This is a genomic window from Conexibacter sp. JCM 18997 (genome assembly GCF_055391915.1).
In genome coordinates this window covers 2,687,180-2,708,073 of the sequence record NZ_AP043885.1, presented here as the reverse complement: position 1 = coordinate 2,708,073, position 20,894 = coordinate 2,687,180, and the positions used below count along the sequence as shown (strand labels likewise).

At 73.2% G+C, this 20,894-nt stretch carries 24 protein-coding genes; 11 read left to right on the top strand and 13 right to left on the bottom strand.

Features of this window, described 5'->3' with window-relative positions; all coding sequences use genetic code 11:
* Positions 1-24: 24 nt before the first annotated feature.
* Positions 25-1,329, top strand: coding sequence for a hemolysin family protein (locus tag ACZ5UI_RS13780; RefSeq protein ID WP_464187684.1), 1,305 nt, complete (start codon positions 25-27; stop codon positions 1,327-1,329).
* 2 nt (positions 1,330-1,331) lie between these two features.
* Here the strand turns inward: ACZ5UI_RS13780 and ACZ5UI_RS13775 are convergent, their stop codons facing one another.
* On the bottom strand, positions 1,332-2,768 hold the full coding sequence (locus ACZ5UI_RS13775) for a DHA2 family efflux MFS transporter permease subunit (protein ID WP_464187682.1): 1,437 nt from the start codon (positions 2,766-2,768) through the stop codon (positions 1,332-1,334).
* A 228-nt stretch (positions 2,769-2,996) separates the two neighbouring features.
* On the opposite strand from ACZ5UI_RS13775, the gene ACZ5UI_RS13770 reads away from it, so the two are divergent.
* From ACZ5UI_RS13770 to ACZ5UI_RS13760, 3 genes are read left to right on the top strand one after another with little or no spacing between them, the layout of a single operon-like run.
* The gene (locus ACZ5UI_RS13770; RefSeq protein WP_464187680.1) at positions 2,997-3,899 is read left to right on the top strand and encodes an ATP-binding cassette domain-containing protein; all 903 of its coding nucleotides are present in this window, start codon (positions 2,997-2,999) and stop codon (positions 3,897-3,899) included.
* Positions 3,896-4,621 carry a hypothetical protein gene (locus ACZ5UI_RS13765; RefSeq protein ID WP_464187678.1) on the top strand — a complete coding sequence of 242 codons (726 nt, stop codon included), beginning with the start codon at positions 3,896-3,898 and terminating at the stop codon, positions 4,619-4,621. Before ACZ5UI_RS13770 ends, ACZ5UI_RS13765 begins: the two co-directional genes overlap by 4 nt.
* A 38-nt stretch (positions 4,622-4,659) precedes the next feature.
* Complete coding sequence (locus ACZ5UI_RS13760; RefSeq protein WP_464187676.1) at positions 4,660-6,528, top strand: acyl-CoA thioester hydrolase/BAAT C-terminal domain-containing protein; 1,869 nt, start codon at positions 4,660-4,662, stop codon at positions 6,526-6,528.
* A 5-nt stretch (positions 6,529-6,533) separates the two neighbouring features.
* Here ACZ5UI_RS13760 and ACZ5UI_RS13755 read toward each other — a convergent pair whose 3' ends face one another.
* Positions 6,534-7,325 carry a 3-hydroxyacyl-CoA dehydrogenase family protein gene (locus tag ACZ5UI_RS13755; protein WP_464187674.1) on the bottom strand — a complete coding sequence of 264 codons (792 nt, stop codon included), beginning with the start codon at positions 7,323-7,325 and terminating at the stop codon, positions 6,534-6,536.
* Between the two features lie 71 nt (positions 7,326-7,396).
* On the opposite strand from ACZ5UI_RS13755, the gene ACZ5UI_RS13750 reads away from it, so the two are divergent.
* Entirely contained in the window at positions 7,397-7,735 is a 339-nt protein-coding gene (locus tag ACZ5UI_RS13750) for a stress response translation initiation inhibitor YciH (protein WP_464187672.1), read from the top strand.
* A gap of 41 nt (positions 7,736-7,776) precedes the next feature.
* On the opposite strand, the gene ACZ5UI_RS13745 is transcribed toward ACZ5UI_RS13750, so the two are convergent.
* Positions 7,777-8,001 carry a hypothetical protein gene (locus ACZ5UI_RS13745; RefSeq protein ID WP_464187670.1) on the bottom strand — a complete coding sequence of 75 codons (225 nt, stop codon included), beginning with the start codon at positions 7,999-8,001 and terminating at the stop codon, positions 7,777-7,779.
* 67 nt (positions 8,002-8,068) lie between these two features.
* Entirely contained in the window at positions 8,069-10,243 is a 2,175-nt protein-coding gene (locus ACZ5UI_RS13740) for a putative bifunctional diguanylate cyclase/phosphodiesterase (RefSeq protein WP_464187668.1), read from the bottom strand.
* A 64-nt stretch (positions 10,244-10,307) separates the two neighbouring features.
* On the opposite strand from ACZ5UI_RS13740, the gene ACZ5UI_RS13735 reads away from it, so the two are divergent.
* Positions 10,308-10,661: a PRC-barrel domain-containing protein gene (locus ACZ5UI_RS13735; RefSeq protein ID WP_464187666.1), complete on the top strand. Its 354-nt coding sequence runs from the start codon at positions 10,308-10,310 to the stop codon at positions 10,659-10,661.
* A 28-nt stretch (positions 10,662-10,689) separates the two neighbouring features.
* Here the strand turns inward: ACZ5UI_RS13735 and ACZ5UI_RS13730 are convergent, their stop codons facing one another.
* Complete coding sequence (locus ACZ5UI_RS13730) at positions 10,690-11,112, bottom strand: hypothetical protein (protein ID WP_464187664.1); 423 nt, start codon at positions 11,110-11,112, stop codon at positions 10,690-10,692.
* Positions 11,113-11,136: 24 nt separating this feature from the next.
* On the opposite strand from ACZ5UI_RS13730, the gene ACZ5UI_RS13725 reads away from it, so the two are divergent.
* From ACZ5UI_RS13725 to ACZ5UI_RS13705, 5 genes are read left to right on the top strand one after another with little or no spacing between them, the layout of a single operon-like run.
* Positions 11,137-11,739 carry a ferritin-like domain-containing protein gene (locus ACZ5UI_RS13725; protein ID WP_464187662.1) on the top strand — a complete coding sequence of 201 codons (603 nt, stop codon included), beginning with the start codon at positions 11,137-11,139 and terminating at the stop codon, positions 11,737-11,739.
* Between the two features lies 1 nt (position 11,740).
* Positions 11,741-12,469 carry a molybdate ABC transporter substrate-binding protein gene (gene modA, locus ACZ5UI_RS13720; RefSeq protein ID WP_464187660.1) on the top strand — a complete coding sequence of 243 codons (729 nt, stop codon included), beginning with the start codon at positions 11,741-11,743 and terminating at the stop codon, positions 12,467-12,469.
* Positions 12,466-13,296, top strand: a complete 831-nt coding sequence (locus ACZ5UI_RS13715; RefSeq protein WP_464187658.1) for an ABC transporter permease — start codon at positions 12,466-12,468, stop codon at positions 13,294-13,296. The genes modA and ACZ5UI_RS13715 overlap by 4 nt, the downstream gene beginning before the upstream one ends.
* Positions 13,239-14,234, top strand: a complete 996-nt coding sequence (locus tag ACZ5UI_RS13710) for an ABC transporter ATP-binding protein (RefSeq protein ID WP_464187656.1) — start codon at positions 13,239-13,241, stop codon at positions 14,232-14,234. The genes ACZ5UI_RS13715 and ACZ5UI_RS13710 overlap by 58 nt, the downstream gene beginning before the upstream one ends.
* A gap of 44 nt (positions 14,235-14,278) precedes the next feature.
* Positions 14,279-14,449 carry a hypothetical protein gene (locus ACZ5UI_RS13705; RefSeq protein ID WP_464187654.1) on the top strand — a complete coding sequence of 57 codons (171 nt, stop codon included), beginning with the start codon at positions 14,279-14,281 and terminating at the stop codon, positions 14,447-14,449.
* Between the two features lie 4 nt (positions 14,450-14,453).
* Here ACZ5UI_RS13705 and ACZ5UI_RS13700 read toward each other — a convergent pair whose 3' ends face one another.
* The 8 genes from ACZ5UI_RS13700 to ACZ5UI_RS13665 are packed head-to-tail and all read right to left on the bottom strand — an operon-like array spanning position 14,454 to position 20,884.
* Positions 14,454-14,933 (bottom strand): acyl-CoA thioesterase, encoded by a 480-nt coding sequence (locus ACZ5UI_RS13700; RefSeq protein ID WP_464187652.1) that lies wholly within the window; start codon positions 14,931-14,933, stop codon positions 14,454-14,456.
* Between the two features lie 46 nt (positions 14,934-14,979).
* Entirely contained in the window at positions 14,980-15,750 is a 771-nt protein-coding gene (locus ACZ5UI_RS13695) for a hypothetical protein (protein WP_464187650.1), read from the bottom strand.
* Positions 15,751-15,790: 40 nt separating this feature from the next.
* Positions 15,791-16,846, bottom strand: coding sequence for a hypothetical protein (locus tag ACZ5UI_RS13690; protein ID WP_464187648.1), 1,056 nt, complete (start codon positions 16,844-16,846; stop codon positions 15,791-15,793).
* Positions 16,843-17,079 carry an exodeoxyribonuclease VII small subunit gene (gene xseB, locus ACZ5UI_RS13685; protein ID WP_464187646.1) on the bottom strand — a complete coding sequence of 79 codons (237 nt, stop codon included), beginning with the start codon at positions 17,077-17,079 and terminating at the stop codon, positions 16,843-16,845. The genes ACZ5UI_RS13690 and xseB overlap by 4 nt, the downstream gene beginning before the upstream one ends.
* Positions 17,076-18,371 carry an exodeoxyribonuclease VII large subunit gene (gene xseA / locus ACZ5UI_RS13680; RefSeq protein WP_464187644.1) on the bottom strand — a complete coding sequence of 432 codons (1,296 nt, stop codon included), beginning with the start codon at positions 18,369-18,371 and terminating at the stop codon, positions 17,076-17,078. The genes xseB and xseA overlap by 4 nt, the downstream gene beginning before the upstream one ends.
* On the bottom strand, positions 18,352-19,338 hold the full coding sequence (locus ACZ5UI_RS13675) for an LLM class flavin-dependent oxidoreductase (RefSeq protein ID WP_464187642.1): 987 nt from the start codon (positions 19,336-19,338) through the stop codon (positions 18,352-18,354). Before ACZ5UI_RS13675 ends, xseA begins: the two co-directional genes overlap by 20 nt.
* On the bottom strand, positions 19,338-19,661 hold the full coding sequence (locus ACZ5UI_RS13670) for a hypothetical protein (RefSeq protein ID WP_464187640.1): 324 nt from the start codon (positions 19,659-19,661) through the stop codon (positions 19,338-19,340). Before ACZ5UI_RS13670 ends, ACZ5UI_RS13675 begins: the two co-directional genes overlap by 1 nt.
* Complete coding sequence (locus ACZ5UI_RS13665; protein ID WP_464187638.1) at positions 19,658-20,884, bottom strand: cell wall-binding repeat-containing protein; 1,227 nt, start codon at positions 20,882-20,884, stop codon at positions 19,658-19,660. The genes ACZ5UI_RS13670 and ACZ5UI_RS13665 overlap by 4 nt, the downstream gene beginning before the upstream one ends.
* Positions 20,885-20,894: the final 10 nt, after the last annotated feature.

Genomic DNA, 20,894 nt, shown 5'->3' with positions numbered 1-20,894 from the left:
CCGCGCCGCCCGCGCGGCTCCCGCATGACGGCGATCTACCTCATCGCCGTTGTCGTACTCGTGCTGGTCAACGGCTTCTTCGTTGCCGCCGAGTTTGCGCTGGTGCGTTCTCGGCGCTCACGCCTGGAGGAGCTTCGCGACGGCGGAAGTCGGGGCGCGACCCGTGCCCTGGCCCAGCTGGACGACCTCAACCAGTACCTGTCGGCCAGCCAGTTCGGCATCACGCTGGCCTCGTTGGGCATCGGCTTCCTGGGCGAGCCGGCCATCGCCGAGCTGATCGAGCCGATCTTCGGCAGCCTGTCGCACGGCGTCTCGCTGGCCATCTCGATCGCCATCGCCTACCTGCTGGTCACGGCGGTGCACATCACCATCGGCGAGCAGGTCCCGAAGATCTACGCGATCGTCAACGCCGAGGCGGTGGCGGTGCGCATCGCGCGCCCGCTGAACTGGTTCGAGATCGCCATGCGGCCGTTCATCACCGGCCTCAACGCGGCGTCCAACGGGATCCTGCGCGGCCTGCGCATCGACCCCAACGCCGAGTTCGAGGAGGGCGGCAGCCCCGGCGAGCTGCGGGTGCTGATCGCCCAGGCCCGCACGGGCGGCAAGCTCGACGTGGGCGAGGCGGGCATGCTCGAGGGCGTCTTCCACCTGCACGAGCAGGAGGCGCGCCAGGTGATGACGCCGATCCCGGCCGTCGTCACGGTCGACCTGTCCGAGGACGTCGAGACCGCGCTGCGCCGCTGCATCTCCTCCGGCCACACGCGCCTGGTCGTCACCGAGGACGACAACCGCGACCGCGTCCGCGGGCTGGCCCACTCCAACGACCTGGCCCGGGTGCTCATGTCCGACGGGGCGCAGGCCTCGATCGAACCGGTCGTGCGCCCCGCGCCGATCGTGCCGGAGACCAAGCCGCTGGACGACCTGCTGGCCGACCTGCAGCGCGAGCGCTCCTCGATGGCCGTCGTCGTGGACGAGTACGGCCGCGTCGCGGGCATCGTCACCGTCGAGGACATCATCGAGGAGGTCGTCGGCGAGATCGACGACGAGACCGATCCGGCCGGTGGCGAGGTCCGCCGCCTGGCCAACGGCGACTGGTTCGTGCGCGGCCACGTCGCGGTCAGCGACCTCGAGGACCACGGCCTGCACCTGCCGGTCGACACGGACGCCTACAACTCGGTCGGCGGCTTCGTGTTCGCCGAGCTCGGCCGCCTGCCCCGCCGGGGCGACACGGTCAAGGCCAACGGCTACTCGATCCGCGTCGAGTCCGTGCGCGAGAACCGCATCGAGGCGGTCCGCATCCGCGAGCGCGGGCCCTCCGGCGAGGAGTAGGCCTACTCGAGGATCGGGACCGGCGCGGGGGCACCGGCGTCGGTGTCGGCCGCCCGGCTGGGCAGCATCAGCGCCGGGATGATCGACGCGGCGGTGCCCGCGGTCACCCACCAGAACGTCGAGCCGAACGATCCGGCCCCGCCGCCGCCGTCGATGTAGGCCTGCAGGATCACCGCGAAGATGGCCACGCCGAGCGCGCCGCCGACGCGCTGCACGATGTTCAGCGTGGTGCTGGCCCGGGGGATCTGGGCGGGCGACAGCGTCCGGTAGCCCGACCCGAGCACGGCGGGGAAGACCAGTCCCATGCCGGCGCCGCGCAGCAGGCCGGTGGCGCACAGCAGGACCTGGTTGCCGCCGGCGTCGGCCTGGGTCAGCGCCAGGTTGCCGATCACCTCGAGCACCACGCCGGCGACCACCAGGTTGCGCGGCCCGCGCGTGTCGGCCAGCTTGCCGCCGATCGGCATGAAGATCATCGCTCCCAGGCCGACGGGAGCGAGGAGCAGGCCGGCCTCCAGCGCGCTCAGGCCCCGGACCGACTGCTCGTACAGCGGGAACAGGAACATCGACGAGAACAGGACGGTGGAGAACACGAACATCGTCGCGCTGACCGTGGCGAACGTGCGGTCCAGGAACAGGCGCACGTCGATCAGCGGATGGGGCGAGCGCAGCGCGTGGACGACGAAGGCGGCGATCAGGGCCAGGCCGCCGAACGTCCCGACCAGCGTCTGCGCCGATCCGAGGCCCTCGGTGGCCGCCTGGCTGAGGCCGTAGACGACCCCGGCCAGGCCGGGGGAGAGCAGCGCGATGCCCAGCAGGTCGACCGGCGTGTCGGGCTTGTGGTGCTCGTCGGGCTTCAGCCACATCCAGGCCACGACGAGCGCGACGATGCCGACGGGCAGGTTGACGTAGAAGATCCAGCGCCACGAGAGCCCGTCGACGATCGCGCCGCCGATCACCGGGCCCAGGACGGGCGCCAGCAGGGCGGGCACGGCGATCACGCCCATCACGCGCGCCATGCGCGTGGGGCCCGCCTCGCGGGCCAGCATCGTCTGGCCCACGGGCAGGATCACGCCGCCGGCGAAGCCCTGCAGCACGCGGAAGAAGATCAGCGACTCGACCGACCAGGCGGCGCCCGCCAGCACCGATCCGGCGATGAAGGCGATCAGCGAGCCGAACCACAGCTTCTGGGCGCCGAAGCGCTCGATCGCCCAGCCGGTCAGCGGAATCACCAGCGCCAGGGCGAGCAGGTAGCCGGTCGAGACCCACTGGATCGTCGAGACCGACGCGTCGAAGTCGCGCCCGAGCGTGTCGATGGCCACGTTGACGATCGTCGTGTCGAGGATCGTCAGGATCGTGCCCAGGATGACCACCGTCGACAGGCGCTTCAGCGCCGGCGTGAAGATGGACGGCTCGTCGGCGGTGGGGGTGGCGGCGGACATGCCGCACACCGTAGGACGAGCGCGCGGCGACTCGTCGCGCGAATCCGGCAATAGCGCAAGTTCTGGTTGATCGTCGCGTTGTGGCTCTGTGCAGAGGGCAAATCGCGGCGCGCTCAGGGGTGGACGCGCCGCTCTGCGCCGGTGGCCGGTCCCCATCCCGCCCGGGGGCCGGCCACCGACCCCTTCCCGGCGCGCCGGGCCCGGAGGCGCGGTAGCGTCTGCGGGACCATGGCCGAGGCGATCGAGGTCCAGGCGCTGACCAAGCGCTTCGGCGGCGTCACCGCCGTGTCGGACCTGTCCTTCGCGGTCCGCGCGGGCACCGTCACGGGCTTCCTCGGGCCCAACGGCGCCGGGAAGACGACGACGCTGCGCATCCTGCTCGGCCTCGCGCACGCGTCCAAGGGCACGGCGCTGATCAACGGCCGCCCGTATCGCGAGCTGGAGCAGCCGATCCGCGTCGTCGGCGCCTCGCTGGAGCGCGCCGGATTCCATCCCGGCCGCGGCGGGCGCGACCACCTGCGCGCGTTGTGCGCGATGGCCGGACTGCCGGCGCGGCGGGCCGACCAGGTGCTGGCGCAGGTCGATCTGGGCGGCCGGGCCGGGCGCCGGCGCGTCGGCGGCTACTCGCTGGGCATGCGCCAGCGCCTGCACCTGGCCGCCGCGCTGCTGGGCGATCCCGAGATCCTGATCCTCGACGAACCCGCCAACGGGCTGGACCCCCAGGGCATCCACTGGCTGCGCGAGACCCTGCGCGCGCTGGCCGCCGAGGGCCGGACGGTCCTCGTCTCCAGCCACGTGCTGGCCGAGATCGCCCAGACCGCCGACGACGTCGTCGTGATCGCCCGCGGGCGGCTCGTCGACCAGGGTCCGGTCGCGCGCCTGACCGGTGCCGAGACCACCGCGGTGGTCGTGCGGGCCGCGCTGCTGGACGAGCTGGCCGAGGCGCTGCGCGCCGCCGGCGCCGAGGTCGAGGACGCCGACGGCGAGCTGCGCGTGCGCGGCCTGGGCGCCCCGATCGTCGGCGAGGTCGCGCTGCGCACGGGGATTCCGCTGCACGCGCTGTACGAGGAGCGCCAGTCGCTGGAGGACGTCTTCCTGGCCCTCACGTCGCCCGAGGCGGGCTCGACGTGACCGGGCTGCTGCGCGGCGAGCTGATCAAGCTGCGCACGACGCGCACGGCGATCGGCTTCGGCCTGCTCACGCTCGCGCTGCTGGCGCTGTCGGTCCTGGCCCAGACCCTGCTCGGGCACCCGACGAGCGCGTCCGACCAGAGCGACGCGGTCGCGGTGCCCTGGCCGATCCCGGTCCTGCCGATCCTGTTCGGCGTCGTCGGCGCCACCGGCGAGCATCGCCACGGGACGATCACCTCGGTCTTCCTGATCTCGCCCAAGCGGTTCGCGGCCACCGGGGCCAAGCTGATCGCCTACGCGGCGGCGGGCGCGATCGGCGGCCTGCTCATCCAAGCGTGCGCCCTGATCATCGGGCTGCCGATCATGGCCACCGACCAGGGCCTGTCGCTGAGCGTGGGCGAGATCGTCGAGGTCACGGCGCGCACCGTCGCCGCGTTCGCCTTCGGGGCCGCGCTCGGCGTCGCCGTCGGCGCCGTCGTGCGCAGCCAGGTCGTCGCGGTCGTGGGGACGCTGGCCTTCCTGCTGATCCTCGAGCCGATCGTGGCCGCGTTCAGCGACGCGGGCGAGTGGACCGTCAACGGCGCCTTCGCCGTGCTCACGGCGGTGGCCGAGCCGGGCGACTTCGACTACGGACCGGGCCTGGCCGTGGTGCTGCTGCTGGGGCTGACGCTGGTGCTCGGCGCGTTCGCGGTGCTCGCCGATCGCCTGCGCGACGTACGCTGACTGCACCGATCCGCACCGAGAAGTAGCGTGACGTCGCGATGAACGTCTTCGCCGGCTTCGCTCCCTGGATCGTCTACTGGATCCTGATCGGCAGTGTCTCGTTCCGCACCGCGGTGCTGATCGCGTTCCTGCTCAGCCTGATCGTCACCGTGCAGTCGCTCGTGCGCGGCGGGAGACCGAAGATCCTCGAGGTGGGCGGGGCCATCGCGTTCACGATCCTGGTGATCGTCACGTTCGCCAGCAACGACCACTTCCTCGAGCAGTGGATCCAGCCGCTGACCAACGCCGCGCTGTTCGCGATCGCGCTCACGTCCGTGGTCATCCACAAGCCGTTCACGATGCAGTACGCGGTGGAGTCCGTGCCGGCGGAGGACGCGGCCAAGCCCGGCTTCCTCTACATCAACACGATCATCACGTGGGTGTGGGTCGTGGCCTTCGGGGTGATGACGCTGTCCTCGATCATCCCGCCCGCCTTCCAGGGCGATGCGACGATCCACGAGGGCGGCTCCACGCTGTCGATCATCGGCTACTGGGTGATCCCCTACACGGGGCTGGGCCTGGCGGCGATCTTCTCGGCCAAGTTCCCCGACTGGTTCGTGGCCAAGCTCAGCGAGCCGCCCACCGGCCCCGGCCCGGTCGGCGAGCCGGTCGAGCTGCCGGTGGCGCCCGCCGCGCAGGTGGGGCCGCTGGCGCTGACCGCCACGCCGGCGCGCGCGCTGGCCGACGCGCCGCTCTCGCTGACCGTGACCGGCGCCGCGCCGGGCACCCCGGTGGCGCTGACCGCGCAGACGCTCGACGGCTTCGGGCGGCTGTGGAAGGGCGAGGTGCACCGCACGGTGGGCGCCGACGGCACGATCGACCGCCCGCTGCAGCTGATCGAGGGCATGGTCCCCGGCGACGACGGCCCGCTGGACCTGTTCGCGCCGCCGCGCGACGCGATGGCCGTGACGGTGTCCGCGCGCGTGGGCGACGAGACGGTGGGCGCGACGCTGGCCCGCCGCCTGATCGGCACCGACGTGACCCGCACGCAGGTCGGCGACGCGCGCTGGGGCGGCCTGCTGTTCACGCCCGACGGCGACGCGCCGGTGCCCGGGGTCGTGATGGTGCCCGGCACCGGCGGCATCGACTCGATCGTCTCGACCGCGTCGCTGCTGGCCAGCCACGGCTTCGCGACGCTGGCCATCGGCCTGACCGACGACCCGGAGCATCCCGAGCAGATCGCCCAGATCCCGCTCGAGCGCATCGGCGACGCGGCCGCCTGGCTGGCCGGTCGCCCGGGCGTCGGCAAGGTGGGCGTGATGGCGCAGTCGCGCGGGGCGGAGGGCACGCTCGCCGCGGCCGCGCTGGTCGAGGGCATGGCGCCCGACGCGCTGGTGCTGGTGTCGCCGTCCTCGCTGGCCTGGCAGGCGCTGGGCGACGAGGGCGCGATCCCCGACACGCCGGCGTGGACGCTGGGCGGCCAGCCGCTGCCCTACGCGCCGATGGATCCCGACGCGACGATGCACGAGCTGCTGCGCAACGCCCTCATGGAGGGGCGCGACAAGCAGCACCATCGCCCGACGCTGCTGCACCTGGCCACGTCGTTCCCGGTGGCCGACGCGCCCGCGGAGGCGGTCCTGCCCGCCGAGCGCGTCGCCGCCCCGATCCTGCTGGTGGTGGGGGAGAGCGACGAGCTGTGGCCGTCACCGGTGATGGCCCAGGCGATCCAGGCCCGCCGCGGCGGGCACGCCGGCGACGCGCTGCTCAGCTACGCCGACTGCGGGCACTTCCTGCGCCATCCGGTGCTGCCCACGTCGGCCACCTGGACGTCGGGCATCGCGTTCGGCGGGACGCCCGAGGGGCTGGCGGCCGCGCAGGCCGACAGCTTCCCTCGGATCGTCGCGTTCCTGCGCGAGAACCTGGCCTAGCTGGCCTAGTTGGCCGAGTAGTCGTACAGGCCGCGGCCGGCCTTCTTGCCCAGCGCGCCCTCGGAGATGAGGCGGTCGATCGTGGACGGAATCGGCGTCCCGATCGACTGGCCGATGGCCTTGGAGACGTCCAGGCCGACGTAGTCGATCAGCGCCAGCGGCCCCATCGGGTGCCCGGCGCCCAGCTTCATGCACGTGTCGATCGCCTCGGGCTCCAGCCCCGTCTCCTCCATCAGCGTGACCGCCGAGAAGAGGTAGGGGAACAGGAGCCGGTTGACGACGAACCCGGCGATGTCGGGCACCTCGACGGCCTCCTTGCCCAGCGCCTCGCACAGGGCCCGCGCGCGGTCGCGCGTCTCCTGCGTGGCCGCCTTGGGGAAGACGAGCTCGATCAGCTTCATCTTCGGCACCGGGTTGAACACGTGCAGGCCGACGAACCGCTCGGGCTGACCGGACTCCGCCGCGAGCTCCTCGACCGACAGCGACGACGTGGTCGTCGCGATGATCGTGTGCCCGTTGACGTGCGCTGCCACGTCCTTCAGCAGCGCCGCCTTGGCGTCGTGGTCCTCGGAGATCGCCTCGACGACGATGCTGGCCTCAGCGACCGCGGCGAGGTCCGTGGCGACGGATACGCGGCCGGCGTCTACGCCCTCGTCCAGCTTGGAGCACACCTTGTCGACGGTCTTGCGCGCGCGCTCTGCCGAGCTGTCGGAGCGAGCCCACAGCACGACCTGTCCGTTGGCTGAAGCCGTTGCCGCCAGCCCGCACGCGATCGCGCCGGAACCGACGACTGCCACCCGTTCGTCCACCCTCTTCTCCCAAGCTTGGTTTTTCGTTGACTGGCGAGTCAATCAATAGCCTACCCGGGATGGCGCCCAACGAGCCCCGCCTGGTCTGGTCCAGCGACAGCGGTGACCGCCGCCGCGACGCCCAGCGCTCCTCGAAGTCCGGCTCAGCGCCCACCGCCGGCGGGCGGGTCAAGGTCCGCCGCGAGGTCGCGGGCCGCCGCGGCAAGGCCGTCACGACCGTCTCGGGCGTCCCGCTCGACGACGCCGGCCTCAAGGAGCTGGCCGGTCGCCTGAAGAAGCGCTGCGGCGTCGGCGGCTCGGCCAAGGATGGCGTGATCGAGCTGCAGGGCGACCACCGCGACGTCGTCGTCGCGGTCCTCAAGGGCGAGGGCTACGACGTCGTGCTGGCCGGCGGCTAGGCAGCCGGCGCACGAGCCGCACGACGATCGGGCCATCGGCCTCAGTGATCCTCGGGGCCGATGAACTTCATGATGTAGGCCAGCACGGCGGCGACCGCGACGAGGGTGGCGCCGTAGGCGAGGACGATGCCGCCGGTCACGCCGAGCTCGGTGATGCTGACGATGATCACGCCGGTCATGATCAGCATCGCGATGCCCAGCCAGACGAGCAGGGATTGGGCGCTGGCGTCGGGGCGGTCGTCCTGCGGATGGGGGTGAGTGCTCATGGCATGAGCATCGATCGCCGGGCCCGCGGCGAAATCCGCCCGGCGCCGCAGGTCGTGTCCGTGGGAACTACGGACGCGCGGTCTGCAGCGCGAGCAGCTCGTGCAGGGCGTCGAGCTCGAGCGGGCGCGCGAACAGGAAGCCCTGGGCCGACTCGCAGCCCATCTCGGTGAGGATGTCGGCCTGCTCGGCGTGCTCCACGCCTTCGGCCACGGCGATCAGGCCGAGCGAGTGCGCGAGCTTGACCACGCCCGCGACGATCGCCGAGTCCTCGGCGTCGGAGACGATCCCGTCGACGAACGACTTGTCGATCTTCAGCGTGTCGACCGGCAGCAGGCGGCGCAGGTGCATCAGCGAGGCGTGGCCGACCCCGAAGTCGTCGATGGCCAGCCGCACGCCGAGGTCCTTCAGCGCGGACAGCGTGCCGCCGATCGTGTCGGCGTCGTTGAGCAGCGCCGTCTCGGTGATCTCCAGGCACAGCCGCTCGGGGGCCAGGCCGCTGTGGTGCAGGGCGCCCCGGACGATCTCCGGTAGGTCGGTCGTGCCCAGCTGGCGGGGCGACACGTTGACCGAGACGTCGATGTCCTCGGGCCACGTCGCGGCGATGGCGCAGGCCTCGCGCACGACCCAGGCGCCGATCGGCACGATCAGCCCGGTCTGCTCGGCCAGCCCGATGAAGCGGTCCGGCGTGATGCGCCCCAGCGTCGGGTGGTCCCAGCGCAGGAGCGCCTCGCAGGCGTCGACCCGGCCGCCCGGCAGCGAGACCATGGGCTGGAAGACGAGCTGCAGCTCGTCGCGGGCGACGGCGCCCCGCAGCGCGGTCTCCAGCTCCAGGCGCTCGACGGCGGCCTCGCGCATGGGCGCGTCGAAGACCGAGGTGCGCGCCTTGCCGGCCTCCTTGGCCCGGTACATGGCGGCATCGGCGTCGCGCAGCAGCGCCTGGCCGTCCTGGTCGCCGATCGACAGGCCGATCGACGCGGTCACGTAGCGCCGCTGTCCGCCCAGCACGATCGGGCCGCGCAGGGCCTGGGCCAGTCGCTCGGCGACCCGCCGGGCCTCGGTCTCGTCGAGGACGTCGGCCAGCAGGACGGTGAACTCGTCGCCGCCGAAGCGGGCGATCACGTCGTGGGGGCGGACGACGTTGCGCAGGCGGTCGGCCACGACGGTCAGCAGCTGATCGCCCGCGTCATGGCCGAGCGAGTCGTTGACCACCTTGAAGTCGTCCAGATCGACGAACAGCACGGCCACGCGTCCGGCGGCGGCGGGGTCGTGGCGGCGGCGCTCGACGGCCCCGCGCAGGCGCTGCTCGAACAGGGCGCGGTTGGGCAGGCCGGTGAGCGAGTCGTGGTTGGCCTGCCAGGAGAGGTCGTTCTGGGCGCGCTTGTAGAGCGTGATGTCCTGCACGTGCATCACCCACGTGTGGCGGTCGACGCGCGAGTACTGCCACAGGCCCCAGCCCTCGGTGCCGTCGTGGTCGATGAACCGGCGCTCGACGGCCCGCGGCGTGGCGTGGGGCCACGGGGCGTCGTCGGGGTCGGGGATCATGAACCGGGTCAGGGGGACGCCGTCGAGCTCGTGCGTGTCGACACCGACCCGCAGGGCCAGCGCCTCGTTCCCGCGCACGATCACGCCATCGTCGCCGACCAGGGCGACCCCCATCGGGGCGCGGTCGAACGCGGCGCGGAACTCGTCGCGCTGCTCCTCGGCCAGCTGCCAGGTGAGCAGGCAGACGATGCCCAGCGCGCCGATGAACGCGGCGTGGATGCCGGCCCACAGCCACGGGTCGCTGTGCTGGAAGACGAGCTCCGGCCAGGCCGTCCCGAACACGCCGTGGTGCACGGCGACGTAGACGAAGGCCAGCAGGAACGGCACCCATGACTCGTAGGTGGCCAGCAGCGCCACGACGACGAAGAAGTGGAAGTGGGCCTCGACCGCGCCATCCCAGAAGGCGACCAGCACGGCCGAGCAGGTCAGCAGGCCGATCGTCGTGGCCACCTCGCGCGCGGTGCGCCCGAGCGTGGTCGACGCGGCCAGGACCGCGCACGACGCGACCGGGACCATGGCCAGCAGCACGGTCAGCACCGAGAACCCGCGGGCCAGCCCGAAGATCGGCAGGCCGACGACGTGGCCCCACAGGATCCAGCCCATCAGCCGGTTGCGCCGCTCCCACACCGGCTGCGGCAGCGTGCTGCCCCGGGGCAGCCGAGCCCGCAGGCGCGCGACGAGAGATGGCGCGTCGGGCATCACCTTCCCTACGTCGGCATTCCAGCGGCGACATTTGAGCGATTCGGTCCGTATCCTCGCGTCGATGGCCGATCTCGGACAGCCGATCTCCTACCTCGTCCTCGAGAAGGGCGCCGACGTCTACGACAGCGCGGGCGAGCACGTGGGCGTGGTCGACCACGTGCTCGGTGATCCCGAGGTGGACATCTTCGACGGCCTGATCGTCGACGCCAGCCGCCTGCCCGGCGGCCTGCGCTTCGCGGACGCCGAGCAGGTCGCCGAGATCTTCGAGCGCGGCGTCGAGCTGAACGTCACCGCCGGCGAGCTGCACGAGCCGACGGAGAGCGCGGCGGCGATGGAAGCCGGGCCCGACGACGTCGAAGGCGGTTTCACGCACCGGCTGCGCCGGGCGTGGGACTACATCAGCGGCAACTACTAGTCGCCGCTCGGCCTGCCGGACTCGGGCCCTACGCCGGGGTGAAGCGCACGACGTAGGGGAAGTCGCCGAAGCTCACGTCGACGTAGTAGCGCCCGTGCAGCTCGCGGGTGACGGTCCCGCGAGCGGCGGCCGCCTTGAACAGGTGGATGGCCGGCACCCCCTCGCGCTTCTCCAGGTCCACGACGAACGGCGTCTGGTCCGCGAAGCGCTGGTCGGGGTCGGCCGGGTCGTACTGCTCGAAGGTGACGCGGTAGCGACCGTCGAGGGTGATCGGGCCGTGGGTCTTCGGCGACAGGTCGCCCTCGAAGACGGTCTCGCCCGGCTCGGCCGGCGCGGCGGCCAGCGCGGGCTTGGCCGCGGCGGTCGTCGCGGTCGAGGTGGGCGCGTCGTCGGAGCCGCAGCCCGCGAGGGCCAGCAGGGCGACGAGGATGATCGGTTGCCACGGGCGCATGAACCTAGGTAATACTTACGTATCGTGCTCAACCGCGCCTCCTTCCTGCGCCTCGGCGCGGTCGCCGCCGTCGGGACGCTCGTCCCGACCGCGACCGCCGCTGCCGCCGCGCTTCCCACCCCGACGCCCCAAGGCGACGACATCGGCTTCCTGCAGTTCGGCGTCCTGGCCGAACGCGTGTCGCTCGACGCCTACCGCGCCGCCGCCAAGTCGCCCCGGTTCTGGTCGGCGTCCGAGCGCGACCTGCTCAAGACGCTGATCACCCAGAAGGCCGACCACGTCACCCAGCTCACCGCCGCGCTGGGCGCCAACGCGCCGTCGGCCGACGACTACACCGTCACGCTGCCCGCGTCGGCGCTGTCGTCACGGCGGGGCACGCTCTCCCTGCTCGAGCGCCTCGAGCAGCTGCTCGTCGGCGTCTACCTGGCCGGCGCCGCCTTCAGCGCCGACGACGCCACCCGCCTGCTGATCGCCCGGCTCCTGGCCAGCGACGCCCAGGACCTGTCCGCACTGCGGACGCTGCGCGGCGTCCTCGCCGTGGCCACCCTGCCCACTCCGATCGACCTCGATGCCGCGGGTGCCCAGCTGGACACCCTGCTTCAGGCGACCGGCTACCCGAGCTCCTGACATGCGACGACTCCTGCCTCTCCTCCTCGTGGTGGGTGCGCTGGCCGCGCCCGCCGCCGCCCAGGCCGACCTGAACGTCTACGCGGCCTCCTCGCTGCGCAGCGCCTTCCCGGACATCAGCGGCACCCCGGCCTACAGCTTCGGCGCGTCCAACACGCTCGAGCTCCAGATCGAGCGCGGCGCGCCGGCCGACGTGTTCGCGTCCGCCTCGCCCAACGAGGCCCAGGCGCTGTTCAAGGCCGGCCTGTGCGGCCGCCCGGTCACGTTCGCCACGAACATCCTGGTGATGATCGTTCCCAACGCCAACCCGGGCGGGATCAAGGACGTCTACTCGCTGCGCTCCGGGCGCAAGCTGCTGGCCATCGGCGCCGCCGGCGTGCCGATCGGCGACTACACGCGCCTGCTGCTCTCGCGCCTGCGGCTCTCCTCCGTCCTGTCGACCAACACGGTCAGCCAGGAGAAGGACGTCGCGTCGGTCACCGCCAAGGTCCGTCTTGGGTCCGCGGACGCCGGCTTCGTCTACCACACCGACGCCAAGCTGGCCGCCGCCGACACCAAGGAGATCCGGGTGCCCCAGTGGGCGCAGCCCGCCGTGCGCTACCAGATCTGCGCGGTCAAGCGTCCCGGCGCCGACACGGCCGGCGCGGAGGCCTACATCAAGGCGGTCCGCTCGGCCGCCGGGCGCGGCGTGCTGCAGAAGTACGGCTTCGGGGTGCCGCCCAGCGCGTGAGCCGGCGATCGCCGTTCGACGCGCTGCTGGCGCTCGCGGCGGCGGTCGTCTTCGCCTTCCTGGCCATCCCGATCGTGGCCCTGTTCACCCAGGTGCCGCTGACCGACATCCCGAAGCTGCTGGACGATCCGGCGGTCCGCGATGCGATCTGGGTGACCGTGCGGACGAACGCGATCGCCAACGCGCTGATCATCGGCCTCGGCACGCCGACCGCGTTCCTGCTGGCCACCCGGCGCTTCCCGGGCCGCGGCGCGCTGGTCACGCTGACCGAGCTCCCGCTCGTGCTGCCGCCCGCGGTGGCGGGCATCGCGCTGCTGGCCGCGTTCGGGCGCGGCGGCCTGCTCGGCGACGCGCTCCAGGATCAGGGGATCGTGCTGCCCTTCAGCCAGTGGGCCGTCGTGCTGGCGGTCACCTTCGTCGCGGCGCCGTTCTACCTGCGCCAGGGCATCGCGGCCTTCGAGGCCGTCGATCCGCGGATGGTCGAGGCCGCGCGCACGCTGGGCGCGTCGCCCTGGCGCAGCTTCTGGCGCGTGTCGCTCCCGCTGGCCGCCAGCGGCCTGGCCGCCGGCTGGGTGCTGGCCTTCGCACGTGGGCTGGGCGAGTTCGGGGCGACGATCATCTTCGCCGGCTCGGTGATCGGGCAGACCCAGACGCTGACGCTGGCGATCTACGACCAGCTCGACGCCGACTTCGACGTGGCCCTCGCGCTGGGCATCCTGCTCGTCGTCCTGAGCGCGATCGTGCTCGCGTCGTACAAGATCATCTCCTCGTGGCGTTCCTCAGCCTCCAAGTCGCCCACCCCCTTCGCGGCTTCGACCTCGCGCTAGACCTGGAGACCAACGCCGAGACGGTGGCGCTCGTCGGCCCGTCCGGGGCCGGCAAGACCTCTGTCCTGCGGGTCGTCGCCGGTCTGCTGCGCCCGCGCTCCGGGAGCGTCATGGTCGACGGCGACACCTGGCTGGACACGGCCCGGGGCATCGATCTGCCGCCCGAGCGCCGCCGCGTCGGGCTCGTCTTCCAGGACTACGCGCTGTTCCCGCACATGAGCGTGCGCGACAACGTGGCGTTCGGCGGGCCGGCGCGGGCCGACGACCTGCTCGAGCGGCTGCGCATCTCGCACCTGGCCGGCGATCGCCCGGGCCGGCTGAGCGGCGGCGAGCGCCAGCGCGTCGCGCTGGCCCGGGCGTTGGCCCGCGATCCCGGCGTGCTCCTGCTCGACGAGCCGCTGTCGGCGCTGGACGCCTCGACCCGGGGCGTGGTGCGCGGCGAGCTGGCCGACGTGCTGCGCGAGCTGGCGCTGCCCACGCTGCTGGTCACGCACGACTGGGACGACGCGACCCAGCTGGCCGATCGCGCCGGCGTGCTCGTCGATGGGCAGCTGCGCCGTCTCGCGCCCACGGCCGAGCTGGCCGAGGCGCCGGGCGACGCGTTCGTGGCCCGGTTCATCGGCTCCAACGTCCTGCACGGCGAGGTGGCCGATGGGGTGCTCGCCGTCGACGGGGGCGGCCGGCTGCCGATCGCGCCCGCCGCGCGCGGCCGGGTCGCGGTGGCCGTCGCGCCGTGGCACGTGGCGCTGCTCGGCGCGGCGCCGGCCGATGGGCTCGCGGTGCCGGTCCGGGTTGCCGCCGTGACGCCCGAGCACGGGCGGATCCGCGTGCGCACGGACCGCCTGACGGCCGACGTCGACACGGCCGACGGCGTGGCCCGCGACGGGATCGCCTGGGCCACGGTCGCGCCCGAGCACGTGCACGTCGTCGCCGACTGAGGATTCGCGCTCCACTCCGGTCGCGCCCGGCCGACTACGCGGTCATGGACCGCCGCGTCACCATCACCTTGCTCGTCCTCGCCGGCCTGTGCCCGCTCGTGCTCGGCGCGGCGGCGGTCGCCCTGCGCTTCGAGCCCCTGTTCCTCGCCGCGATCGCGCTGTGCGTGCTCTACGCGCCCGCAGCGCTCGTGCTGCGCGAGCCGAGCGTCGACTAGTGCACTAGATCGCGCGCGGATCGGCCGAGCGCGGGCCGTCGGCCGCCGGCGTGACGGCGCTGGCCGACAGCTTCGTCTTCAGCTCGTCGGGCAGCGGCATCGACTTGCCGATGCCGTAGTCGAACCCGACCAGGACGGCGTAGCCCTCGCCGAGCAGGCGATCATCGCGCCCGGCGCGCATCTCGAACTCCACGCGGAAGGCCGACCGGGCGATGTCCGCCGGGCGCAGCCAGGTGTGGATCTCCTCGTCGTAGTAGGCCGGGGCGCGGTAGTTGATGTGCACCTCGGCGACGATCAGGCCGAACGCGTCGCGGTGCTCGGGCTGGTAGTCGGTCAGGAGCGCGGTCACGTAGGCGATCCGGGCCGACTCGAAGAAGGTCAGGAACGTGACGTTGTTGAGGTGGCGCATCGCGTCGAGGTCCGCGAAACGGACGCGGTCGACGTGGCGGAAGCTCCAGCCCTCGCGCGTGATCAAGTCGCTCACGCCCCGCACACTAGATGCGCGGGGGCGTGAGCCGCTGTCGTGCGGGTCAGTCGCGGCGCACGCGGCCGAGCAGGCCGCCGCGGCGCGTCGTGGTCGTCTCGGCGGTGGGCGCGGGCGCGGGCGCCGTCGTGGCGGGCGGGATCACCCGCGTGGTGTCGGAGGACGAGGTCGCCGGCTCGGGTGTCGTCGGGGCCGCCGGCGCCGCCGTCGCGCCGACCGGCTCGCGGGTGGTGACCGGCTCGGGCTCGCGCCGGAAGCGATCGTCGGCCACGCCGTCGCGATCGAGGTCGCGCTCGCGCTCGCGCGGCACCACCACGGTCTCGTCCGCGCGGCTGGTCTCCAGCGCCGCGGCCTCGGCCAGCTCGACGTCGCGCACCGAGCGCACCGCGAGGCGGCCCAGGGCGAACGCGCCGACCACGGCGATCAGGACGCCGAGGCCCTGGTACATGGTCAGGACCTCGAGCACCTGGCGGTTCGTGCCGCCCGCCGGCTGGCCCAGCGCCGAGGTGCCGTCGCTCGTCCACAGACGGCTGACCGTCGGGCCGACCACGAACCAGGCGCCCGCGGCGATGCCCATCCACGCGCCCAGCCCGGCCCCGCCCCGATGGGCCGAGCGCAACAGGATGAACCCGCCGATGAAGGCGACGACGCCGGGCAGCACGGACAGCCACAAGCGATCCGTCGACCAGTTCCACGTCTCGTCCGGGCCGATCACCAGATCGAAGTACGGCCCGATGAAGGGCACCAGGGCGCCCCAGGCCCCCAGGATCATCAAGAGCAGGCCGCTGACCGCTCCCCTGCTGCGCGGAATGCGCATGGTGCGCTCCCTCCTCGTCGAATGCAAAGACGAGTTCGGACTACCCGAAGCGGGCCAAGCGAAAGCCCCGGTCCGGGATGCAGACCAGGGGGGAGGCGGGCAGCCCGTCCGGCGGCGTCGGCGCGTTGAAGCCCATCGGCGCGACGTCGTTGGGCGTGTCGGGATGGAAGATCCCGGCCAGCAGCTGGATGTGGCCGCGGCCGACCGACAGCTCGGTCTGACCGCCGCCGTAGGCCCCGATCCCGCGCGCCGCGCAGGTGTCGTAGAGCTCGAACAGGACCGGCAGCGGCCCCGACCGAGACGGCTTGATGTTGACCATGCGCACCGGGAAGGGGAGCGCGTCGACATCGGCGACCGAGTGGATGATCGCGTCCCAGGTGATGCGGTCGTGCACGTCGGCCAGAACCGGCTCGGTCTCCGGCGTCAGCTTCGGGTCCTCGATCCAGGCCTCGGGCAGGAGCTCGACCACGCGGCGGTAGAGGTCCGGGTCGGTGACGACGTCGACCGGCGTCCCGACGTACTGGCCCTTGAGGTCGATCGAGTCGACGGCGCCGGATGCGGCCAGCTCGGCGAACAGGTCGTCGTCCCAGGACGGCTGCGCGTCGAGCTTGAAGCGCAGCGTGGGATAGCGGGCCAGGCGCTCGGCGATCGGCGCGAAGCTCGGCGGCTCGGGCAGGCGCATCGAGTTGACGTAGGTGACCGGGCGCAGCTCGCGCCCGAGCGCTTCGTGCAGCGTCGTGTCGGCCTGGCGCAGCGCCAGATCCAGCGCGGCCGACTCATAGGCCCACACCCGGTACTGCCAGGACGCCGGGTACTCCGGCGGCGTCGGGAACAGCTCCTGGGCCTCCAGGTGCGCGCAGAACGACTGAAGCGTCCAGTCGCCGGCCAGCGGCAGCACCGGCCCGGCGGCCTGCGCGACGTCGTGGTCCTCGGGCGTGTAGACGACGTCCTCGCCCAGGCCCTCTTCGCCGGCGCCGCTCAGGTGGATGGTCGTCGTCTTGCGCACGAACTCCTCGCGCTCGAAGACGTGGCCCTCGAGCGCGTACGCGTCGACGCGCAGCGGCAGGTCCTTCAGCTGGTCCCAGGTGGCGCTCATGCGGCGGGGCGCGCGGCGGGGCGTGGGTGGGCGGGGTCCGATAGACGGGCGACGAGCTCGTCGAGCCGCAGCTCCTCCAGGCCCTGGCCCACGGCCTCGAGCTCGGCGGCGCAGAACTCGATCAGGCCGCGACCCTCACCGAGCAGCTCCAGCGTCTCGCGCAGCCCGGCCTCGCCGGAGTCCAGCCGGCGGATGATCTCCTCGATGCGCGCGGTGGCGGTCTCGTACGTCATGGCTCGGAGATCGTCGCATCAACGGCGGCGTCGCTGAAGCGCAGCCGTACCGCGGCCGCGGCGCGCGCGTCGGCCGCGCTGGTCACCACCGAGCCGTCGGCCCGCTCCACCAGCGCGTAGCCGCGCTCCAGCGTGCGGGCCGGATCATGGGCGTCCAGGGCCATCCGCAGCCGCTCCAGCGTGGCCGCGCCGGCGGCCTGGGTCTGGGTGGCCGCGCCCTTGCGGGCCAGCACCAGCGCGTGGCGGGCGGCGCGTTCCTGGCGGGCGGCGATGCCGCGACGCCCCGCGGCGCGCAGCTCGCGCAGCGACTGGTGCAGCGCCATGCGCTGGCGGTCGATGTGCTGGCCCGGCGCCCGCGACAGGCGCGCGAGCACGCGCGCGCGATCCAGCACGGCGCGCCGGCCGTGGGCGTCCAGGCGCGCCGCGACCCGGGCCAGCGTCGCGCGCGCCTCGTCGCAGTGGCAGGGCACGGCGGTCTCGGCCGCGTGGGTCGGCGTCGAGCAGCTGGCCGCGGCGACGTCGTCCAGCAGCGTGCGATCGGTGTGGTGGCCGACCGAGGCGATCACCGGCACCGGCAGCAGCGCGACGGTGCGACACAGCGTCTCGTCGCAGAAGCAGAACAGGTCGGCCAGCGAGCCGCCGCCGCGCGCGACCACGATCACGTCGACGTCACCCACCGCGGCCAGGTCCTGCAGCGCGCGCGTGATCGCGGGCGCGGCGTGACGATCCTGGACCGGCGCGAAGGCCCACACGACGCGTCCGGCCCAGCCGCGGCGGCGCAGACCGGCGAGCACGTCGTCGCGCGCCTTGCCGCCGGCGCCGGTGACCACGCCGATGGTCCGCGGCAGCGTCGGGCGCTCCAGCGCCTTCTGGGGGGCGAACAGCCCTTCGGCGGCCAGGCGCTTGCGCAGCAGATCCAGTTGGGCCAGCAGGTCGCCCTCGCCGGCCAGGCGCACGGCGCTGACGTCGAAGGAGAAGTGCGCCGACGAGGTGCGCGACCCGGGGTAGTAGGCGGGGCCGCCGGCCACGACGATCTGGGCGCCGTCGGTCAGCGGCCCGATCGACAGCGCCTCGAACTCGTTGCGCCACATCGAGCAGGGCATCGCGCCGGAGGCGTCGCGCAGCTCGAAGTACACGCGCGCCTGGGCCATCTTGAAGCCCCACACCTCGCCGAACAGCTGAACCCGCGCGACCTCGCGCATCCGGCTCTGGAACTTCGCGGCGTACTGGCCGACCGGGAACGGGCCGAGCAGCAGCGACCCGCGGATGCCCTCAGGTCGCGGCGTGGACACGGGCGAGCGCCTCGATCAGCGCGGGCCGGTCGCCACAGGGCATGGCGATCAGCGACGTCGCGCCCGCGGCCTCGTACTCGGCCAGCCGCGCGGCCAGGTCGCCGGGCCGGCAGGCGATCGCGGCGGCGTCGACGAGCTCGTCGGTCAGCGCGGCCGCGGCGGCGGGGATGTCGCGCTCCAGCCAGCGCGCCTGGGCCGTGCGGGCGGCGTCGCCGTGGCCGTAGCGCTCGGCCACCTCGACGTAGAAGTTCTTCTCGGGTGCGCCCATGGCCCCGAAGTAGAACGCCAGGAAGGGACGGACCGCGTCGCGCGCTGCGGCGATGTCGTCGTCGACCGACACCGGCAGGCAGGCGGCGATGTCGAACGGCCGGTCGCGCGGCGGGTCGATCTCCCCGAGCATCGCCTTCTCGATCACGAACGGCAGCCAGCCGTCGGCGATCTCGGCGGTCAGCGCGATCGACTTGGGACCGGTCGCGCCCAGGTAGATCGGCAGGTGGTCCTGGACCGGCTTGGTCAGCAGCTTCAGCGGCTTGCCCAGGCCCGTGACGACGCCGTCCTCCATGGGGGCTTGGATGCGCTGGCGGTCCAGCGCCCGGCGCACGATGTCGACGTACTCCCGTGTGCGTGCCAGGCCGCGCCCGAACGGCACGCCGTACCAGCCCTCGGACACCTGCGGGCCGCTCAGCCCGAGCCCGAGGCGGAAGCGCCCGTCGGAGATCACGTCGAGCGAGGCGGCGGCCATCGCGGTCGCCGTCGGCTTGCGCGCGGGGATCTGCATCAGGCCGGAGCCCAGCCCGATGCGCGACGTCTTGCCGGCCAGCAGCCCGAGCACGGAGACGGCGTCCTGGCCCCAGGCCTCGGCCACCCACAGCGAGTCCAGGCCCCGCTCGTCGGCCAGGACCGCGAGCTCGACCTGCTCAGCCGGCGTGAACCAGGGCCAGTAGCCCAGGAAGACGCCGAGGCGCACTACGCCGCGGGGGCGGCGGGCGCCGGCGCGGGCAGCTCGCCGGGCACGACGTCCTCGGAGTTGGACTTCAGCGTCCGCTGTCCGGGTTGTGCGTGCGTGCCGCGCTGCTCGCCCGTGTAGCCCAGGCGCACGAGGCGCTGGATCTCGCGCTCGCCCTCGATGCGCGCGGGGTGATCGGCGGGCAGCGGCGCGATCAGCTTGGCGATGCGATTGCGCAGCTGCAGCGCGAAGTGGGGGGTGGACGCGCCCATCAGCTGGCGCACGTCCTCGACCGTGACCTGGTGGGTCGGGTCGACGCGGTCTGGATGCTCGAATTCGCTCATGGGGATTCGTCGTTCACCGGGGAGATCTCGAGGAGGGCGTCGATTCGGGACTGAGCGTCCAAGCTGATCGCCCGCTCATCCCCGATGAGCCAGCCGTGATTGTAGACCCCGCGGACCGGATCGGAGTCGTAGCCCGGCTGGATGTCGAGCAGGTACTGGACCACGTCGTCGGGCAGCGAGCCGTCGTCGGCGGTCAGCAGCAGCGGTCCGTACGAGCCCGCCGAGGACAGCGGCGCGGCCGCGCCGGCGACGGCGGGCTGCGTCGGGTTGGCGAACACCAGGCCGTGGCCCGGATCGGTGACGCCCCAGCCGAACGCGCCGTCGGAGTAGCGCGCGAAGGCGATCGCGGTGCCCTGCGGCGTCTCGCCGTCGATGCGCGTCGTCGTGCCGATCTTGTCGAGCTGGTCGATCACCTTGTCGGAGACCGCCGTGTCGGGACCGAGCACGAAGATGCGCGGGCGCTCGTGCGTCTTGATGGCCGTCGCGGTGGCGGCGGGCAGCTCGTCGCGCGCGGTGAACAGGATGGGATCCCCGGACTTGGCCGCCCAGGCGGCGGCGGGCATCGCGTAGCTCGGCGCGTCGGCGCCGACCACCACGACGGCCTTGCTCGGCTCGCCGCGTGCGGTCGTCGCGATCCGGTCGATGGCCGCGGCCAGCTCGAACGGGTCCTTGCCGTTGACCGCGGTCGTGCGGTTGCCCGTGGCGGGAACGTCGCCCACCTTGATGACCTGCGCGCCGCCGAGCACGCCGGAGCCGGCGGGCGCCAGGCGCTTGAGGGCGTCCTTGGTGGCCTGGGGGAGCTCCTCGCCGTCGGCCAGCAGGATCGGCGCGCGCACCGGTCGCGCGACCAGCGCGGAGGCGGCGACCGCGGCGCGCCAGTCGTCGGCCTGCACCAGCGACACGGCGGGCGGGCGGCTGGTGGGGCCGGTCGACGGCCACACCGCCTGGGCCACGCCGGCGGCGTCGGCGATCGCGTCAGCGCCGCCCACGCGGGTGGTGTTCTTCGTCGCGAAGGCCGGGAAGCCGAGCGCGCTGCCGGCCGCCTCGTCGCCGGCCGCGGCGCCGACCGAGGGCGACGCGGGCGGGCTGGTGGGCGATCCGCCGTCCGGGCTGCCGTCCTTGCCGCACCCCGTGGAGGCGGCGGTGGCGACCACAAGGGTGAGCGCCAACGCGCCACGGAGGTTCAGGAAGCGACCCATCAGGTCGATGACGGTATCGAGCAAGGCCGCGCCA

Excerpts from the sequence above, each read along its gene's own strand:
- ACZ5UI_RS13780 (WP_464187684.1), top strand. The coding sequence starts at position 25 with ATGACGGCGATCTACCTCATCGCCGTTGTCGTACTCGTGCTGGTCAAC.
- ACZ5UI_RS13775 (WP_464187682.1), bottom strand. The coding sequence starts at position 2,768 with ATGTCCGCCGCCACCCCCACCGCCGACGAGCCGTCCATCTTCACGCCG.
- ACZ5UI_RS13770 (WP_464187680.1), top strand. The coding sequence starts at position 2,997 with ATGGCCGAGGCGATCGAGGTCCAGGCGCTGACCAAGCGCTTCGGCGGC.
- ACZ5UI_RS13760 (WP_464187676.1), top strand. The coding sequence starts at position 4,660 with ATGAACGTCTTCGCCGGCTTCGCTCCCTGGATCGTCTACTGGATCCTG.
- ACZ5UI_RS13750 (WP_464187672.1), top strand. The coding sequence starts at position 7,397 with ATGGCGCCCAACGAGCCCCGCCTGGTCTGGTCCAGCGACAGCGGTGAC.
- ACZ5UI_RS13745 (WP_464187670.1), bottom strand. The coding sequence starts at position 8,001 with ATGAGCACTCACCCCCATCCGCAGGACGACCGCCCCGACGCCAGCGCC.
- ACZ5UI_RS13740 (WP_464187668.1), bottom strand. The coding sequence starts at position 10,243 with ATGCCCGACGCGCCATCTCTCGTCGCGCGCCTGCGGGCTCGGCTGCCC.
- ACZ5UI_RS13735 (WP_464187666.1), top strand. The coding sequence starts at position 10,308 with ATGGCCGATCTCGGACAGCCGATCTCCTACCTCGTCCTCGAGAAGGGC.
- ACZ5UI_RS13730 (WP_464187664.1), bottom strand. The coding sequence starts at position 11,112 with ATGCGCCCGTGGCAACCGATCATCCTCGTCGCCCTGCTGGCCCTCGCG.
- modA (WP_464187660.1), top strand. The coding sequence starts at position 11,741 with ATGCGACGACTCCTGCCTCTCCTCCTCGTGGTGGGTGCGCTGGCCGCG.
- ACZ5UI_RS13705 (WP_464187654.1), top strand. The coding sequence starts at position 14,279 with ATGGACCGCCGCGTCACCATCACCTTGCTCGTCCTCGCCGGCCTGTGC.
- ACZ5UI_RS13695 (WP_464187650.1), bottom strand. The coding sequence starts at position 15,750 with ATGCGCATTCCGCGCAGCAGGGGAGCGGTCAGCGGCCTGCTCTTGATG.
- ACZ5UI_RS13690 (WP_464187648.1), bottom strand. The coding sequence starts at position 16,846 with ATGAGCGCCACCTGGGACCAGCTGAAGGACCTGCCGCTGCGCGTCGAC.
- xseB (WP_464187646.1), bottom strand. The coding sequence starts at position 17,079 with ATGACGTACGAGACCGCCACCGCGCGCATCGAGGAGATCATCCGCCGG.
- ACZ5UI_RS13670 (WP_464187640.1), bottom strand. The coding sequence starts at position 19,661 with ATGAGCGAATTCGAGCATCCAGACCGCGTCGACCCGACCCACCAGGTC.